Below are 18574 nucleotides of genomic sequence, written 5' to 3' on the forward strand. Positions count from 1 at the left end.
CTCCCTGCTATTCCGCATGGATGTCAAAATTATACTCATCAAATGAGAGTGTAACCGTTGCACCTTGTTTGAATATCTCAAACGAAAAACCGCTCTCCATCAGTTAGAGGAGGGCTGATCCAGCCTTGGTGGCAATATCCCGGCGGGCCTCCCACATCCGGGCATTCTGATCGATAAATAAAAAGACCGTATCGGCCAGGTTTTCATCACCTGGCATGATCCTGATAGTAGCCTGTTGTTTGATGCCGATTCTGAATATAAGAGTAAGCAGGATTGCAATAATAGTTGAGAGAGTCAGAGGAGAAGTCAGAATTGTTGCAAGCCAAGAATATTCTATCGGAAGAACAACACTGGAGAATGCACTTGCACCAAATCCAAAGACAAGCGAGATACCAATGGTGAAAAACCCCCTGGTATCCATCATTCGTGTCATCATCACCTCCATCCCGGTCATCATAATGTTACAGATAGAATAGACGAGAGCAGCCTCGATGACCGGAAGAGGCATAATAAGGAAAAACCAGAGGCCGGTGGGAATACAGCTGGAAAAACAAGATTTATTCAAGTAATAATTCTGACCTCCGGCTCATTATACCTGGAAGAGATATTCCGGGGGACCAGAGAATAAACGAAACTCAAAATCCTCCTCCCGACTGATAATCAATCAGGAGTGATGCCAGGTACCATATCTTCGTTCAAAAAACAGGGTGAAAAATCTATTCATTTCAGCCAGTATTTTTCTGATAGAGATCAGAATTATGGTATCGTTAGGAGGATGAGCATATTTGAATTATAATACAATAGATGTCGGCGTATTCTATTCACTGGAATGATCATCGTTCTCTTGATTGGGAAGGTCTCTGGTACAACCAAGCCACCCGGGACATACTAACCATTGAAACGAATCAGGTATTTAATAATCTGAAGGTTTCAGATATCAGTTTCAGTGAGAAGACAGACTGCATATGCAGGTCATCGAATTCCTGAAAAAAAAAGAATATCATTATTTCTATAGTTATCCACACACCAGGTGAGTACATATATCTACACAATCATAGGGGTTAGGATCATTCCGACAATTATTAACACACGTATCACATTGTAAACCCGACCCCTGTGCATTATCTGGAGCACTTTTTATTAACTCCATGAATACCCCGGTTGCGTTGAACGTTTTTGTATTTAGCTGACGGAGATTTTGCGTCTCCTGTGCATAGGGGCTCAGGAGTGTTCTGTCATAATAGTCAAGTGGTTGTACCTGAAGGGTAAGAGACCGTTTATCATCTGAAAACGTGAGGTTTTCAATTTTTACAATGGATGCTGACTTTGAATCGTTATCAGTAAAAACCACCACTGCGTCTATTGGAGTGGACATATTAGTCAAATAACTAACCGGAAACGATGTAGTGTTACCGTCTTTAGTGATATTTACAACCGTGTCAGGATTAGAAACCGTGATGGTCATCATATCTTCAGTAGTATTGACAATCGTACTTCCTTCCCCATGCAGGTATGCAAGGTATTCAGGACTATCTGCAGCACAGCAGATTCCTATCAGAGAAAGAAGTAATACGAGAACAATGAGTCCGGTGCCCTGATATCTATCCATATTCTTATGTTACTTTTGGTTAATTTTATTTCAAGGTTTTGTTTCGATCAGATATCTGAACACGAAATGAGTAAACCCGATTATATATCAATCGTATAAATTTGGACCCACCAGCAAATAATTTCCCTACAAATAATGGTATGTCGTATCAGGAATACATCGCTTTTGCAGACATCCCATGAACTACTTCTGGTAGTATAAACCGGGTCATCGGTCCGGTTACCATAACATGAAAAGGAGATGATATGCTCTTCAGGGTACTCTTCTTTGGTCAAATTTCGCGTAACCGGTGACACAACCCTACACAAGTGATGTCGTCATCAGAACAAATGTTCCATCCCGGAATACCCACCTGTCCTGGGCTGGACCTGCAGCATGATGAGAATCGAAGACTTTTGGGCCACTAACACCGTAATACCGGGAAGTATCCAATCCTTTCCTGATGGTCTCTGCTGTTACCGTATGAGTATCACAGGCAGGTGGCAGGGCCTCTGTTACAACCTTCATTGAATCATATCCATATCCGGCAAGAGTCCGTGTGGGATCCTGATGAAACATCTTCTGATATGCGGAAACAAAGCGTTCTGATTGTATCCCGGGAACCAGGTTTGTATAGGAATCTATCGTGAAAAGGGAAAACTGTGAGAGCACATCAGAGTTCTCCTTCTCCAGACTGTTCATAAGCCCGGACTCAGACAATATCACCTGACCACGGAAACCTGCCTCTGACAGATTCCTGATGATGGGGATCTGACGATTATCATACACAATGAGAATAATCGTATCTGGTGCACTATCCAGGATTGAATGAGATAGAGCAGCATAATCGGTATCATCCTGACGAATCGGCTCCTTTCCGGAAACAGGTATAGATCGGTTGGTAAGATCTGACGCAATATTGTTCATGACTGATCGTCCATACTCGTCATCGCAGTACAGGATAGCAACCCGGTCAGAAGAAAATGAGACCCATTTTCCAATAAATTCAGCAAGATAGAAAACTGGTGGATTAATCTGATAAAACCGGGGAGATATCCCATACAATGCTTCTCCATTTGCCTGGGGAGAAAGTAGAACGGAACTATCAACTTTTTTTGTCTCTTCAGCCATCTTCAACGTGAGTTTGGTAGAATATGATCCGATAACTACAGGAACTCTCTCACGTTGCATCTCCTGAAAAAGAGCATGTGACAGGTTTGGATCTCCCTTGTCATCTTTTATCTGAAGTATAATTTTTCGCCCGTCTGCTGTATCTCCGGTATTGAACTCATCGGTTGCGACCTCAATGCCATGCAGGATATCCGTACCGATATTGCCTAAATCTCCACTCAAAGGGAGGATAACGCCGCAGATGATTGTAGAATTATCAGTAGCAGGGACTGGAAGTGGGGAGGTGATGAAGATGGGGAAGATGGTGAGAATTATAACGATGGAAAGAATGATGAGGATAACGAAAAGAGAAAGTGTTTGAAGATATGAAAAATTGTTGACATCACTCTGCTCATTATCTGGTGAATCTTTTTGCTCTGCTCTATGAGGACGGTTGAATGATTGACTCATGTTCATCCCAATGGCCATAGGTTTTGAGTATATACTCTCTCTGATGGTTGCCCGGATATTGTAGATTGGAGAGTTCGTCATGTTACGCTCCGCCAAAGAAGAGTCCTGCCGTAATGTCCAATGATGCATTGTGCATAGAAATCGTAGGGTGCGAAGACCTGACATGGTAAAATATCTGCTGATAGAGCTGGCGAAGAGTAACAGACGAATCAGAGTTTTTGAGTCTGGAGATGAGCTCTGTGGTGAACTCATCTGATAACCAGGTTGAAAGTGCAGAGTCATATGATGCAGCTTTTGATGTCTCATTTTGTGCTGAAGCAGTCATTACAATGACTCCCGGTGTTGTTATTGAATCAGCAATAACCCCGCTGAAACAGGATTCAAGAACGATGAGCATTCGCCCAAAAACCTTTTTCTCTTTCATCTTGTCTACAATTGAAGCGAATTCATCCGGTGTAATCCGCTCACTATCATTACCAAATAACAGGTCTCCTCCCTGAACTCCATGTGATGAAAGATATACCAGCACGGTTGAATTTTCATCAGATTGAAGAACAGGTCTTCCATCAGATTCGACCTTTTTAAAAAGAACATCCGTCAGTGTCTTTTTATCGACAATTTCACCGATATAGTCCGGAATTGCCCGTTTCCTGACCTCCTCTTCCCCTGGTTTATGATATACCTCGCCAGGTCTGGTATTTTTTTTGTCTGTTGGGATATCGTCATAGATGAGGAGAATAATATGATCATCTGAAACTCCCTGGGATTTCAAATACTCATACATGGTCAGAGCATCAGCCTGATGCCGGTAATTTGTCCACTCCCGGGAAAATGCTCCTATCACCGCCCAGAAATCACCATGAGATATGTTCTGGACTGGAACAGTGGATAGGTCGGTTGAATTATCTGCTAGACCTGATTTATTATCTGATTTGGTCAGGTTCTGATGCAGGACAGGATCTGAAATTATCTTTCCGTCTTCCATGCGATAGGTTCCATACCAGGGTTCACGCCGGTCAGTTCCTTCAGATTTGAACAGGAGTGGACCGGTTGCACCGATAAAGACCGGAGTCAGTCCTTGTTGAATCTGGTTGAATGCTGATTGAAATCCCTCTTCTGTTCTGGGCATGAGGTCACCTGATTCATTGGTTAAGATAGATAATGCTGCATTCATGGGAGATTTTTGACGATATGCAGTAATACGGGCCATGACGCCGGATGCAACCAGCAGGGCATCATAGACCTCAGGAGCATAATCTGATTGACCATATTTCGATATCGTGTATTCTTTTGAAAAGCCCGGATCCCATTCTTTGGACATGAGCATAAGAGTTTTATCTGGAATTATGGTTGAAAGAACACTGATATTGTGTATATTCCATAGTCCTGATTCGAGGAGTTTCTGTTGATCTTGTGCATCAGGTCGTAGCAGGATCTGTCCCTGTTTGTCAACAGTAGGATATATAAAATACGGAATGGTAGAAGAGTTCAGTTCTTTAAGCGTTTCAATGGCAGATCGTATCTCATTCCCTGATCCCGAGTGGACAAAAATCAGATAATCAGGACGTACTTTACATAACCGGTCTACTGCCCCGGCAATATCATTCTGTGTCGAATACTTTTCTTCGCCTGTGATAGTAATGTTATATTCAATCGCCCAATAGGGGATCCAGTCATAAAATGTATTGCCATACGTGCTGTTTATGGTAAGGAGGGCAACATTTTTCCCCCCGTTCTGTTTGATATGTTGGAGAAGCACTGAAGTAATATCACCGTCGTTTGATACCGTTCTCCAGACTGAACCGGTCCCTGCAAATGCCCGGTAGATCTCATCAGATGATGCAGACGGAGATATAAGCACCTTCTGTTTTTTAATAAATAAGTCAGCAACCGCAAAGAGATCATCAGAGGAATATGGTCCGATTACAACCTTGATTCGTGGATCTTTTGCAAGGTCCTCTGCATATTTCATGAGATCCCCGGTACTGGTATCCCGCAGTATCAGCTGAACCGGTCTTCCACCAATTCCTCCCCCTTCATTGATCTGGTTCTGTGATAACAAAAGGGCGTTATACAATGGTTGTCCTTCAGGCCCATTGAGAGGGAGAAGCACTCCGATATACAATGGCCCGTCTTCTTCAGAGAGGACACAAGGAATACATACCGATATAAAAGAGCAGAGAATCAGAAGAAAAACAGTTTTTATGATGAATTGTATGTATGTCATATGACCATACTCTCTATCTGTCTGTATTGAAGCACGTGATATGGTATAGATGCTTTGATATGGCGTATTCCTGATGGGTAGGGGTTAATGTTCAAAGTGAACAAACACCTTGTTCATCTCCCCGGACCGGGTGACACTCAGCGAATCAGAATGCTTTCTGACCAGTGCAAGTGCCAGCTGCAGAAACGAATCCGGATCTTCCATCAGTTCTTCGTGAGAAGGCACATCCTCTGGAATAGTAATCGGATCTCCCTGGTATTCTACGAGTATATCAAAATTATACTCATCAAATGAGAGTGTTACTGTTGCACCGGTATTGAAGATCTCAAACGAAAAACCGCTCTCCATCAATTCAAGGAGGGCAGATCCGGCCTTGGTGGCAACATCCCGGCGGGCTCCCCACATCCGGGCATTCTGATCGATAAATGAAAAAACCGTATCGGCCAGGTTTTCATCACCTGGCATGATCTTGATAGTGGCCTGTTGTTTGATGCCGATTCTGAATACAAGAGTAAGCAGGATTGCAATAATTGTCGAGAGAGTCAGAGGAGAAGTCAGAATTGTTGCAAGCCAAGAATATTCTATCGGAAGAACAACACTAGAGAATGTACTTGCACCAAATCCAAAGACAAGGGAGATACCAATGGTGAAAAACCTCCTGGTATCCATCATCCTCGTCATCATCACCTCCATCCCTGTCATCACCATGTAACAGATAGAATAGACAAGGGCAGCACCGATGACCGGAAGAGGCATAATAAGGAAAAACGACGAAACCGGTGGGAATACAGCCAGGAACACCAGAATAATCCCGGCAATAATTCCAATCCTCCGGCTTGTCGCACCGGTGGCAAGTGAAAGCCCGATATTTCCGGAGGATGTACTCTGACCAAGACCGCCTATGGCTCCGCAGATGATATTTGTCACTCCTTCGGTGAGAGTTCCTCTGCTGTAATTTTCCATATCTGACCTGATCCAGTCTGCATCATTGATCTTCTGACAGGATGTCAGGTTTCCAATCGTCTTGAAAACTCCGGCAAATGCGGCTATAATGAATGGAAGAAGTATAGATGAATCAAAACTCCAGGAGAGGAAGATCGGTTTTGGAAGTTCTATTAAGGGAAATGTCAGAAAGGTAAAGACCGATGATGTGGGAATCTGTCCACAAAAAAAGGCAGCAATATACCCTGCAATGATTCCAATAAATGCAGGATAGAGTTTCATCGATCCTTTTCCCCAAATACTTGCAATAACAATAACACCAAGCGTAATGATTGCAATGAGCAGGTCTTCTGAGATGAATTGTGCCTTTAGGTTCTCCATTCCCAAAAAACTCTGAATAGAAAAGGGAATCGCAGAAATACCTGCCATGATAATCACAAGCCCGGTAACTTCGGGAGGAAACAGGAATCTGAGCCTGCTGATTACCCGGGAGATTGCAATCTGAAATACGCCGCTCATGGCGGTCATTGCTGACATGAGGCCAAGTCCGCCGAGGGCATATGCAGCCGTCGCCGGTGGGATAAAAAACAGGGCTGCAAATGAAGGACATAAAAAACCTGATCCGATATAATGCCCTTTCAGTGACTGGAGTATTGTTCCGATCCCTACCGCCATAATGGTCATAGAGAGAAAGAAGCCGGCTTCAGAAGTCCCCATCCCAGATGCCCTTATAAGAATGAGAGGAAAAACAAAAGAGGTTGCAATCAGAAGAGCGTGTTGTAATCCGAGGAGAAAACACGGAACCGGTGGAGGTATCTCTTCAGTTGTATATGTCAACTCATATGATGGTTTCTGGACAATGATGAATCCCTGCCGTCCGGTTTTGATAGTTGCGTGATATCAGAAATTTTTCTTTAATTCCATTCAAATCTGTATCTACCAGATGAGCGGTTGGTTCTACCATTACATATGAATTCAATATACTAAAATCCCTTTATGTAATATTATACATTCCGAAATAGTTCTGGATATCCTGGATATGTAACCTTTTTAAAACCTGATTATCCGGCTAAACCTTTTCTGGTACCCAATTATTCTCCGATTATAAGCCCGGGAAATAATTAACCGATTGAAAAAACGTGATAACCATCAACTACCCAATGAAAATTCAAAAATGTGGTAATTCATGTGTCAATATCATGTGTCAATATTCAGGGAGTTCTGATGTCAGTATCAGAAGAATACGGTATCTCCTCAAATCTGCCAGAAAATCTTGATTGTAGGTATTAACTCATGGTACAATAACTATTCGAGGAATTCTCATCTTTCGCCCCTGGATTCAATTGTATGGTGAGTAATACCCTTCATAAATTTAATTCAAGAACCCGGTTAATCTCCTGTATCAACTGCTCGCGTTGAAATGGTTTCAGAACGTATCCTTTAGCACCGCAGGTTATTGCAAGTTTTATCATTTTTACTGACTGAATCGCACTCACCATCAGTATTCGTGCATGGGGATCATAGGCTATGAGGGTTTTTAGAGCCATTATCCCATCCATTTTTGGCATCAGGATATCGAGAAGCACTATGTCTGGACGGTTTTGTGTATATTCATAGACACCCTGATACCCGTCTACTGCCATTGCGGAAATCTCAAAACCTGCATCTGAAACAAAGGTCTTGATCATGGTACGCATAAAGAGGTTATCATCAACAATAAGGATCTTAACCATTATTTATAGACCTCTTCCTGTACGAATCAGATGACTGAATGGGCTCGTCAGTGATTTTTTCTCCGCTATTCTGGTTATTATGTTCAGATTCTCCTGAAATCCTGATAGATAGATCGTCATCCCCCAGTGACCATCGTGTGACGTTCAGGTTCATCCCCATAATTCCAAGAATTCCGTCTTGTAACCTGATCGGTCTGAATGAATCTATAATCCACTCGGATCCATCTGATTCTATTATTTTCTTCTCATTCTCTCGTATTTTTCCGTTAAGGATGAGGTCAAGACTCTCTTTCCAGTAGATTTTCGTTTCTTCTGATAGAGGCAGGTCTGGTATTGGTCTTCCGATAAGATTACCATACTTTGCAAGATGCTTTGAATTCTGGAGAATTATCTCCCCGTTTGGATTGAGAACCCAAATCTCTGCAGGATATGAGTTAAGTATCGAATCCAGAATCTCTTCTTTTTCAGCATATGCTTCTTTCAGGATAACCTGCTCAGTAATGTCAATAGACACACCAACCAGTCCGGTTATCTCCCCGTTCTTATCAACGACCCGGCGTTTTTTGGTAAAAAATGACCGGGCACTCTTGTCAGGCATAGAGATCTCCTCCTGGATCTCAAACTCTTCTACACCAAACTTGAGGAGCAGGTCATCAGCCTTTATCCGCTCATCAGCAACATACGATGAAAATAGATCCTCTTCACGTTTGCCTGGGATCTCTATGAGTGGAATTCCAACCAGATCTGCAAACATCTCATTACCATGGATATAGTATCCATCCTTACTTTTCAGATACACGATGCCGGGAATTGTTGATAAAATAGTCTCCTGAATTTTTCGCTGTAAGGCACACTCATCTGTGGTTTTTTTCAGATTTATATGCGTCTTAACCCTGGCAAGTAATTCCCTGAGTTCAAAAGGTTTTGTTAGATAATCACTGGCACCAAGCTGGAATGCGAGTTCTTTGTCAGCAGTAAGACTCACACTTGTCAGCATGATGATTGTTATCTGTTTCAGAACCGGATCTCCTTTAATTGTTCTGAGAACATCAATCCCGTTCATCCCGGGCATAATGATATCAAGGAGAATCAGGTCAGGTGATGAATGCTCATGAAGAAATTTTAGTGTTTCTTCTCCGTCTGATGCTGAAAAAACCTGGTATCCTTCTATTTCCAATATTGAGATTAGATAATCCCGTATGGCTTTATTATCATCAACGATCAGAACCGATGCAACCTCATCCATGATTACTACCCCTTGGCTTTGATTCACTTATATATTCGCCCCTCCTGAAAAATTCTCAAAAGGGCATTACCCTGGCTAACATAGGAATAACTCTAGATATCCTGCACATAACCCTTGAATGTGAAAAAAAGGTTATTACTGTAACCTCATTGATGCCAAAACAGGGTATTAGACTGACCACCGGAATAACGGAGGAGTGATAAGATTAATATTTATTAATTTTAGAATTTCGCGAAGTGAGTATAGGGAATATTCTTGGTACTCAATCCTTATAATTTCACGAAAACTTGTTTTTGCATACCGGTTTGCCGAATAATGATATCACCATGTTCATGAGGCAGAAGGCATACCAGAATAGAAAAATACCCAAATGGGTATTGTAGATGAGATTATTTTTTTGTCAGATTGAGACAATATCCATTGAACCTGATCTTTTCCTCAGTGCATTCTCCTTCAAATATATTCGTTCCGTCATCTGAAAGTGTAAACGTAGTAATCTCCGGGGAAATCCATACCAATGAGAGGATCTTTCTATCTGCTGAGGTTGTCCCATTCACCAGTCCTCCGAAATGTAACGAAGTCAGAGGATGATAATCTCCACTTACAAAAGTCCCATTTTGAATTAAATTTATCTGGTTCCTCTTACTTTCCCAGATTCCTGTCCATTCCTGATCAGGTACAATAGTGGTTCCGTTTCTGGTTCCATTGAACGTGTAAGAAGATGGTTTGCTGACATTATCTACAGGATCTATGGTCACAATTCCGTCAAACAGCATCTTATCTTCTGAAAGATTCATGGTAAGTGTCCCGGTATTAGTCAATACACTCTTGAGTGTCTTCCCATCTTTTGAAAGAGTGCCTGTTAACCGGAATGCCTCGGCTATGGTTGAGTCAGATGTTGTGGCTATTCCGCTAATCGTTGAACCATTCTGTGAAAGAGACAGAGAATAATTGGCATCTGTCCATATACCTCCCCATGGAGAATCCTGATGAGGAACTGTAGCCGATTCTTCAGCATACACACAACAAACCAATGAACAGATTATTGTTAGTAATAGTGCACTGACAAAATATATCCCGGGACGAATGGTCATATCAGATACTATGGTGGGGTTGTTGATAAATTATACGAATCGTAATGCACGGTTGACATTGATAATTAGGGAGACTGGATCGGCATTCGTGTCTGTAAAAATGAGAATTCTGTGAATTGGATGCCCATCTCCTACAGATCTTCAACTGTGATCTTTACAAATAATGAGAACTCTTTATTATCTTTTGTGATATATCAGTTCGCAAAGATAATGCCTTGTTCATCTGTATGAACTCCATAACGTAAACCTGGTCCAAAGGAATCAAAGGTACATATCCCGTCTTCTCCAAAGGCCGGATCAGGGTTCCCGTTTTGGTCATACCTGATAAGAACCGGGGTTTGATTAAGATGTATTTCGGTAGTTCCGGCGATAATAGTATTCTCTATAGTTTGCCTGGTGAATTTTCGTATTATATGATTACAAGGAATTGGTATTACCGTTGTATGAGGATGGTATTCAACGATCTACTATTTTTATGCAGAGAATAATCAATATGAACAGGACAAAACGTCAGTTGTGAGCGTATTATAATGAACGATGATGTGTTCGTAGAAAACCGTACCGTGAAACCAAAAAAAGTTAAAAACTAGTTATAATTCATGTTACAACTACGGCTTCGGGAATCCTCAGACTCCCGCCATAGTTCTCATTTTTAAGAGATAACATAACCGGATAGGAACCAGCAGTTGTGTACACATGTGACGGGTTCTGCAGTGTTGAATGAGATCCATCCCCAAAGTCCCAATCCCATGAAACCGGATTTCCAGAACTCTTATCCTTGAAATCTACAGTAAGCGGAGCATTTCCACTTGTAGGATATGCTGAAAACTGCGTAATGATCTTTCCGGGTACCAATGTCGGTGTGGGCTGTGGAACAACTCCGTCTGTAACAGTGATATAATTATTCCATACAGCATATCCTCCGGTCTGGTTATTCAGAGCTCGCAAGGTGACTGTATATATTCCCGGAATTTCATATGTATGAACCGGGTTACGGGTAGTATTGGTTATTCCGTCTCCAAACTGCCAGTACCATGAAGTCGGTGACCCGAGTGATTGAATTGAAGAGAACGAGACTGTCAATGGTCTTTCACCGTACCGCTGTGAAGCATTAAAGAAAACTTGAACCTGACCTGGTGTTGGATTTCCAATCGCCTGGATATCATGATTGTCTGTCAGCTGAGTAAACGTCCAGCTCGTAATATTTCCTTTAGACTCAGAATCTACAATTACATCAGGCATATCTGCCCCGGGTTTAGGCTGGGTGATGAATGTCTGATTCGTGTATGACCGGTATGAACTGTTCCCTGCAGGAACAATAATGGCCTGATCATTTGCGGTAGCGTTGATGGTAACCGGTTTGAGTGGAACAAGCGGGGCAGTATCATTCACCGGAGGTGAAATATCGAATGGGGGTGTCACAAATCCGGTTACATTTGGAGTCTGCAGATCAGACCATCCAGTCCCGTTTGCATTACTCCAGTAATTACCTGCAATAAACGGACCTCCAACGACATTCGTTCCCCGCACGGGGCCGGAGGGGTTAGTCCAGGAATAGGAGTAATTACTGAAGTTGCCGTACCCCTGGATATTTGTATCACTTCCAAAATAATTATTATAGATATTTCCAATTCCTGGCCCGGTTATTGGTTCATAATAAAATTCAGAAAGGATTGCAAGACTAGACCGGCTGGATCTGTTGATCTGATTTCCGATTACAGATGTATTGTTGTATTGATCAGCTATTCCTATTCCAAAATATGCATCGGTTACAATATTGTTGCTTGCTAATGAGTTGTTGCCAAAGCATCCCAGACCATATAATTGTATATCCCGGACGATGTTATCGGATATCATTCCATCATCGCCGTCTAACAGGATACCATAACGGACACTTGAATAGACTCTGTTCTTTATTGCTTTGCAGTCATGCTTCGATGACATAATACCATATCCATTGTTATATAACGTATTCTCTGAAAATGTGGTATTTTCACCTTCAGCACGTATTCCATATCCATATTCATCGAAAGTGTCACTAATGGTATTGCCGTTTATTGTTGTATTTGATCCGGTTGAAGCTAAATTATTGTAATTCTGACTGATGATGTTACCAGTACAGAGACCTCCGTCACTTTGGAATATGACTCCGTAATCCTGACTATTATGAACCGTATTTTCACGGAATGTCATATTATTTCCGGAACTAGCAAACCCGTATTGATTATTATTGAATGAATTCTTCTCTACGGTCATGGTATCTCCATAGATACTATATAATCCTATAAAATTATCCAGAATCGTATTCTCAGAGACAACAGCATAAGGACCAAGTATGTAAATTCCAATACTGGAATTTTTCAGAGTATTCTTATGGACTGATAGATTTGATGTATAGGCGACAATACCGGCATACCTATTATCAGCCCATGTATTATTAACAAGAGATATCTTATCACCGTAAGAGTAAAGACCATAGGTAAATTCTTCAATTTTGAAAAAATTTCTGACCGAAGTATTATTTACATCAGATCCTGTTGCGATCCCATTATTTGTAGCATTTCCAGTAATCGTCTGTCCATTTCCATCAAGAACAACATCCGATGCTTCGATATATATTGCCGAACTATTCCCTGTTGAAAATCCGCTCTGGAGTATGTAAGTTCCAGGAGAATAGATATAATAACTCTGATCAGTTCCGGTTGTGTTGAAATAATAATACCCGCTCCCTTCTGGGGTCGGAGTTACCGGAACTAGGATAACATTTCCCATTGTTTCCATCCCGGTATCTGTGATAGATAATGCAGATACAGACGGATTTATGGGTTTCTTTGTGTCAATAGTATCCCTGATATCTGAAATATTAAATGGTGGAATTGGGATTGTCACTGGTGGTATCTCCTGTAGCAGAGTCTGGGATTCGTTCAGTTCACTGGTGTTTAATCCCGTTGGACTGACTGCAGGTTGGGCTGTACAGACAAAGATACCTCCCATAATGATCAGAAAACTGAGAAATATATTAAGTACGAGGCTAAAGTCTGTCTTCATCAGATATCACCGGTCTTTGTTGCTATAATTAGTTCGCGTCTATTCTGGAAGGGTTGTGATCTTAGCGTATCAATTAGAACCTGCTGATTCCTCTGGTCCCAAAAAGTATTATTCATTATATCCATCAATTTCCATCTCCCATAAAGCAGATCAAAAAGAAATACGGTATTGGTTAATCATATTTATAATAATATATAATTATGCATTTTTTCTAAAATTCAGCCGGCAGGAAAAATTCCTATCTATATGGGAAAACAGAGAATATCGTTACATATATTCAATTCAGTCAGACATTTTAAACCTAATAACCGGGAAACCGTTTTCGTCCGATGTCTATGGGACCTAACCTTAAAAAGAAGAGTGCCTGATTTAGGCACAGGGTGTATATCTTCCGCTGATTACAACATACTGAATGCCGTCACTTCCGGTGGTAAGATTGAAATAACTTTCTTTTTGAAATATTCCGGAGAGTGTCGGATGGGAAAAGACATAATGAACCCAGCCGGTCCCATGATCCACAGCTCCTTTGAGCATCTCGTCACGGAACATGGTACCGGTAACATCCCCTTTCCCAGACATGTTTCTTCCGATGATATCCGGGTTTCCTGCATCAGCCATGTTTGTTCCATTGAGTGCATAGACAAAGACATACAGGCCAGGAATCACCGGATCCTTGTATGGTGCAACTTTTGCATTTATCTGTTTGAGCGTATCCGGGGTATTTTGTGAAAGTGCATCTGATGTGCTATTTACAAGATCAGTCACCATTTTTGTGGTTATATCAGATTCAGCACATTCCACTGGCTTATACTTGTAGATAATTTGTTCATATTCAGAAGATCCAGTCTCTGACCTGTTGATTTTAAGGTTTGATATTGTGTTGTTAAATTCATCTACAAATTCAGGATCAGTGTTTTTGTTGAAAGCGAAATACTCGTCAATTGCCCCTATATTCATAACAGGTTTGAATGATTCCGGATCATCAGCGTACCGGTTAATCATCGACTGCCCGGAAAGTTCGCCATAGCTCCAGGCATCCGTAGTTCCATTCTCTATCATCCTGATTGCCTGTTCCGGGGAGGATACTTCTGTGATCTGATTTGGATTGACACCGGCATGTTCTGCCATACTGATCCCGGTATCATTTCTGATTGCCACAATCCGGTATGAATGAATATCGGAAGAAATTGAACTATCGTTCTTTGTAGTTCCCCAGAGGACCTTGGTGTCGCTGATGATCGGACCGGCCCACAAGAACTGGTCTTCACGCTGAGATATCCTTCCGGTAGTAAACAGGAGGGTGTTGTTTCGTGTCAGAGTTGTGTTATATGCTTCTGCCCAGGGGAGAATGTTGATTGAATTTCGAGGGATATCAATACCCATATGATTGAATGTTGATTCGAGGAAGTCTACAGAAATTCCTTTCAGGGTGCCATTATCCATGTAATTAAATGGTGGATAATCTTCTGTCAGAATGAGAAGATCAGAGGGCAAAGATTGTGCCATCATACCGGGTATGAAAATGCTGAGTAAGAGTATGGAAAGAATTAGCAGTCTTTGCTTCATGTTATTACATATCAGTACCCTGGTTAATAGTTACTCTCTTTTATCTATCTGAAAAATTATTTGGTTTTATCTTGAATTGATGAAAACAGAATGTTAAAACCGTTAGATAAAAATATGTACCTGATACATATATTTCAAAGTCTTGATTTTAGCAGCAAAAGATGAAACCGTATTCAATATTTTGAAAAATCAGCAAATTCTCTTATAATCGCTCTCCTCTCATTAAACCGAATAGTGACTATATTTAAAATTGAAAAATATTTAAGAAAATTATCAAACGAGTAATGAGGGGATTCATTTAATAATATCAGCGATAGTAAAGTGAAAATGTAAGTGAAAAAATTGAAATGGTTTGTGAAATAGATGTATAAAATTTTATTATATGAATGTAATAATAAATACTCAAACAGAACGGAGAATATGGTCAAAATTTACAAGAATTTTTAAAACAAGGTTCGGTCCCACGTAATGTGTAGATTCAAGCCTCATTTACAAGATTCAAATTATCCGGTATCGAACATTATGAGATGTCACTGAAGAAGTTGATCAATTTCATATGGATATTTACGAGATAGGTTTTGATTCTATCAATTTAAGATCAGATATTGTTTTAATAAGGTCAATCTCTATTAATAATTTATACCAGATATCCTATCGCCATTATTAATCATGGACTCATTTCCTTAAAAGAAGATTTGTGTCTGTGTTGCATCTTATTCGATACATCTTGCTTTGAAACTATGTTATCATAGATGGGAATTTTCAGACAAAGAAGTCCTGAATTATGAGAATTTCGATTCACTTTAACTCAAGAAAAGAACAGAATTCACTCTATGACTGGGCTGATATTTCGGTAGGAGAATCCCGTATTGGAAAAGCTCGTTGCAAGATAGATAAATCAACAATCACCATCTTTACGATTAATATCTATCAGGATTGGGAGAGACGTGGATATGGCAAAGAGTTCATCGACTACTGTAAAGAGCATTATCTCACAGTAATTGCGGATCGAGTCAGACCTGTTTCTATTGGATTTTGGGAATCAATGGAATTTACTGATACTATGGATGGATGTTGGATCTTTCATGCACCATTAAGAATGGATAAGGGGGAATAACTGCACCTCAGTTTCAGACCTGGTAAACTAGCGTATGAATGATAAATTTAGGAAAAAAACTTCCTCTAAAGACGACAATGTTCCTAATCATGCAAGGCATAATACAAGAAGGAGATAACTTCTAGAGTATGGGGTTTACTTTTTTTTATCGGGATGAACAAACACTGAGCACTGCAATAGATCTATTTATCCCTCATATACAGAATCGGACCCATATCAATATTTGGAGTGCTGGATGTTCTCTTGGACAGGAACCATATACCTTTGCTATTATGCTTCGCGAAAGGATGGGACCTTTTCAATACAGAAATGTAAAGATCTTTGCAACTGATATCGACGAGTATGATCAATTTGGACCGATCATTACTACTGGAATTTATCCTCAAGAAGATATTGCACGAATTCCTCCAGATATCCAGGAAAAATATTTCCTTAAAACCCCGGATATTCCCGGCAATGTCCAAGTAATAGAAGAGATTCGACATGCAGTGGAGTTCTGCAAACATGATCTCCTCTCTTTAATACCAATAAAAAAAGGTCTTCAACTCATAATCTGTAAAAATGTTCTTCTCCATTTCAGTGAAGATCAACAACAAGCCTTATGGCAAATGTTTTGGGAATCATTGGATGAAGATGGATATCTTCTTCACGAGCAGACACAAAGAATAGGAGAAAAATTTACCAACCTATTTGAACAACCGGTTTCAAACGCCCAGATTTATCGAAAACGAAAAATTGATGATTATTAAAGATCTTACCCTTGGAAAAAAGGAGTACACATCAAGTGTCTGGCATGTCAGCGGAGAGTTTCATTCATTTTCTGATGTTAATACGCTGATCGATACTGGATATGATAAAATCGTTCTTTCTCATCTGGAACAGATGAAACCAGGTATAGGAAAGAAAATAATTGATAAAATCGTTCTCACTCATTCGCATTTTGATCATACTCAGAATGTTACTGAAATTCTTAAGCGATTTCCAGTTCCGGTCTATGCGCATCCAAAAAATGATACTCCCGGAATTATTCCGGTTGCTAATCATGAAAAAATAAGAATTGCTGATCAGGTAGGAGAAGTCATCTATACTCCGGGTCACAGTGAAGATTCAATCAGCATCCTCTGTCCAGACGATGGAATACTCTTCTCCGGAGACATGCCATATCGGATATTTTCTGATTCAGATGAATATCATTCAGATTTTATAGAAGCACTAGAGTATATTTGTTCACATGATATCAGGGTGATTTATCCAGGACATGGGGATCCCATAACAGATTATCCCCAACATCTCCTTGAGGATTCATTATTGACAATAAAAAAGAGTAGAGACAAAAGCTGATGAATATTCAAAACCTTACTCAAGGAAGTCACCAATACACTTCAAATACATGGTTACTATGTTGTGGGGAACATCAGTCAAATTGTCCTATCTTAATTGATACCGGTAGTGATCCCCGGATTATCTCAACACTTCAGGAGATTCAAATCTCGACTGGTGAAATACCGGTAAACCTGGTGATCATTACCCATGATCATGCTGACCATTCTTCGATGCTGCCTGAAATTAGGCGGTGTTTTTCTCCTGTAGCATATGCCTGGTCAGAGAATACTGTAGGTATCACCAGGAATTTAAAAGATCGGGAAGTAATATCTGCAGGAACTCATTTGTTAGAGATTATCCATATACCTGGACATTCAAGTGATTCAATCTGTATTTACTGTTCAGATGAAAAGATATTGTTCACAGGAGATACCCCGATTTACATCAGAGATACAAGTCTCACTTTTGAGCGTCCATTTCAGAGAGCATTTGAAAATCTCTGTCACCGAAGAATTAATTCGATTTATCCTGGTCATGGGGAAGCGATCCTCTCTGATGGAAATCAGATTCTAATGAGATCTCTTGAAAATATCAGAGACAGTAGGATTATATAACGAAATATATGGTGTGTATTATTCGAGAACCTAGTGAATATAATTTACATACTTGACTTGATTTATACAATCAATTATTCTCTCTTAAACAACCCTATTTTTGACTCCGATGTGACTACATTTTTTTCGTTTGAAAATTCAAATCAAATGCCTAATAAAGGGCGCAAAACACAAACCTTGAGGTAGGTTTGGAAAGTTAAGATATTATTCAAACGAAATTATAATTACTTATGATTTATAAAAAAAATTAGCATTCATTAGGTTATAAAAATCAATTTTAACCAAAATTCACCTCATTGACAATAAGATGAATAGTTGGTTAATTATGTTTTACTATTCTAAGTGCCTCGTTTTTATCCATTGATTTTATTCCAAAAGGAACTCGTATATTATAAATATTTATGTTTCTGCCTTGCATTCATGCTCTGCATGACTCTTCCTATAATAACTATTATATCAAATAAAAAAAAGTCCGTTTTAAACCTATCCCATTGT

Annotated in this window: 14 protein-coding genes; 4 read left to right on the top strand and 10 right to left on the bottom strand. The window is 40.2% G+C overall.

Annotated features, from left to right (window positions below; all coding sequences use genetic code 11):
* Positions 1-103 precede the first annotated feature (103 nt).
* The 10 genes from DK846_RS03435 to DK846_RS03485 form a co-directional block, all read right to left on the bottom strand.
* Positions 104-565 (bottom strand): hypothetical protein, encoded by a 462-nt coding sequence (locus tag DK846_RS03435; protein ID WP_146201109.1) that lies wholly within the window; start codon positions 563-565, stop codon positions 104-106.
* A gap of 450 nt (positions 566-1015) precedes the next feature.
* Positions 1016-1609, bottom strand: a complete 594-nt coding sequence (locus DK846_RS03445) for a hypothetical protein (protein ID WP_109967496.1) — start codon at positions 1607-1609, stop codon at positions 1016-1018.
* A gap of 300 nt (positions 1610-1909) precedes the next feature.
* Complete coding sequence (locus tag DK846_RS03450) at positions 1910-3250, bottom strand: ABC transporter substrate-binding protein (RefSeq protein ID WP_181391594.1); 1341 nt, start codon at positions 3248-3250, stop codon at positions 1910-1912.
* Between the two features lies 1 nt (position 3251).
* Positions 3252-5396, bottom strand: coding sequence for a C13 family peptidase (locus DK846_RS03455; RefSeq protein ID WP_109967498.1), 2145 nt, complete (start codon positions 5394-5396; stop codon positions 3252-3254).
* 84 nt (positions 5397-5480) lie between these two features.
* Positions 5481-7175 (bottom strand): uracil-xanthine permease family protein, encoded by a 1695-nt coding sequence (locus DK846_RS03460; protein ID WP_181391595.1) that lies wholly within the window; start codon positions 7173-7175, stop codon positions 5481-5483.
* Between the two features lie 527 nt (positions 7176-7702).
* Positions 7703-8071, bottom strand: a complete 369-nt coding sequence (locus DK846_RS03465; RefSeq protein ID WP_109967500.1) for a response regulator — start codon at positions 8069-8071, stop codon at positions 7703-7705.
* Positions 8064-9317 (bottom strand): response regulator, encoded by a 1254-nt coding sequence (locus DK846_RS03470; RefSeq protein WP_109967501.1) that lies wholly within the window; start codon positions 9315-9317, stop codon positions 8064-8066. Before DK846_RS03470 ends, DK846_RS03465 begins: the two co-directional genes overlap by 8 nt.
* 389 nt (positions 9318-9706) lie before the next feature.
* Complete coding sequence (locus tag DK846_RS03475; RefSeq protein ID WP_109967502.1) at positions 9707-10411, bottom strand: hypothetical protein; 705 nt, start codon at positions 10409-10411, stop codon at positions 9707-9709.
* Between the two features lie 597 nt (positions 10412-11008).
* A complete protein-coding gene (locus tag DK846_RS03480; RefSeq protein ID WP_109967503.1) occupies positions 11009-13459 on the bottom strand; it encodes a PKD domain-containing protein in 2451 nt (816 codons plus the stop codon).
* 369 nt (positions 13460-13828) lie between these two features.
* On the bottom strand, positions 13829-14968 hold the full coding sequence (locus tag DK846_RS03485; RefSeq protein WP_181391596.1) for a transporter substrate-binding domain-containing protein: 1140 nt from the start codon (positions 14966-14968) through the stop codon (positions 13829-13831).
* Positions 14969-15809: 841 nt separating this feature from the next.
* On the opposite strand from DK846_RS03485, the gene DK846_RS03490 reads away from it, so the two are divergent.
* The 4 genes from DK846_RS03490 (at position 15810) to DK846_RS03505 (ending at position 18079) form a co-directional block, all read left to right on the top strand.
* Positions 15810-16142 carry a GNAT family protein gene (locus DK846_RS03490; RefSeq protein WP_109967505.1) on the top strand — a complete coding sequence of 111 codons (333 nt, stop codon included), beginning with the start codon at positions 15810-15812 and terminating at the stop codon, positions 16140-16142.
* Between the two features lie 128 nt (positions 16143-16270).
* Complete coding sequence (locus DK846_RS03495; protein WP_109967506.1) at positions 16271-16891, top strand: CheR family methyltransferase; 621 nt, start codon at positions 16271-16273, stop codon at positions 16889-16891.
* Positions 16881-17483: an MBL fold metallo-hydrolase gene (locus DK846_RS03500; protein WP_109967507.1), complete on the top strand. Its 603-nt coding sequence runs from the start codon at positions 16881-16883 to the stop codon at positions 17481-17483. The genes DK846_RS03495 and DK846_RS03500 overlap by 11 nt, the downstream gene beginning before the upstream one ends.
* The gene (locus DK846_RS03505) at positions 17483-18079 is read left to right on the top strand and encodes an MBL fold metallo-hydrolase (protein ID WP_109967508.1); all 597 of its coding nucleotides are present in this window, start codon (positions 17483-17485) and stop codon (positions 18077-18079) included. Before DK846_RS03500 ends, DK846_RS03505 begins: the two co-directional genes overlap by 1 nt.
* The last annotated feature ends 495 nt before the right edge of the window (positions 18080-18574 follow it).

Source organism: Methanospirillum lacunae (genome assembly GCF_003173355.1).
Lineage (GTDB): Archaea > Halobacteriota > Methanomicrobia > Methanomicrobiales > Methanospirillaceae > Methanospirillum > Methanospirillum lacunae.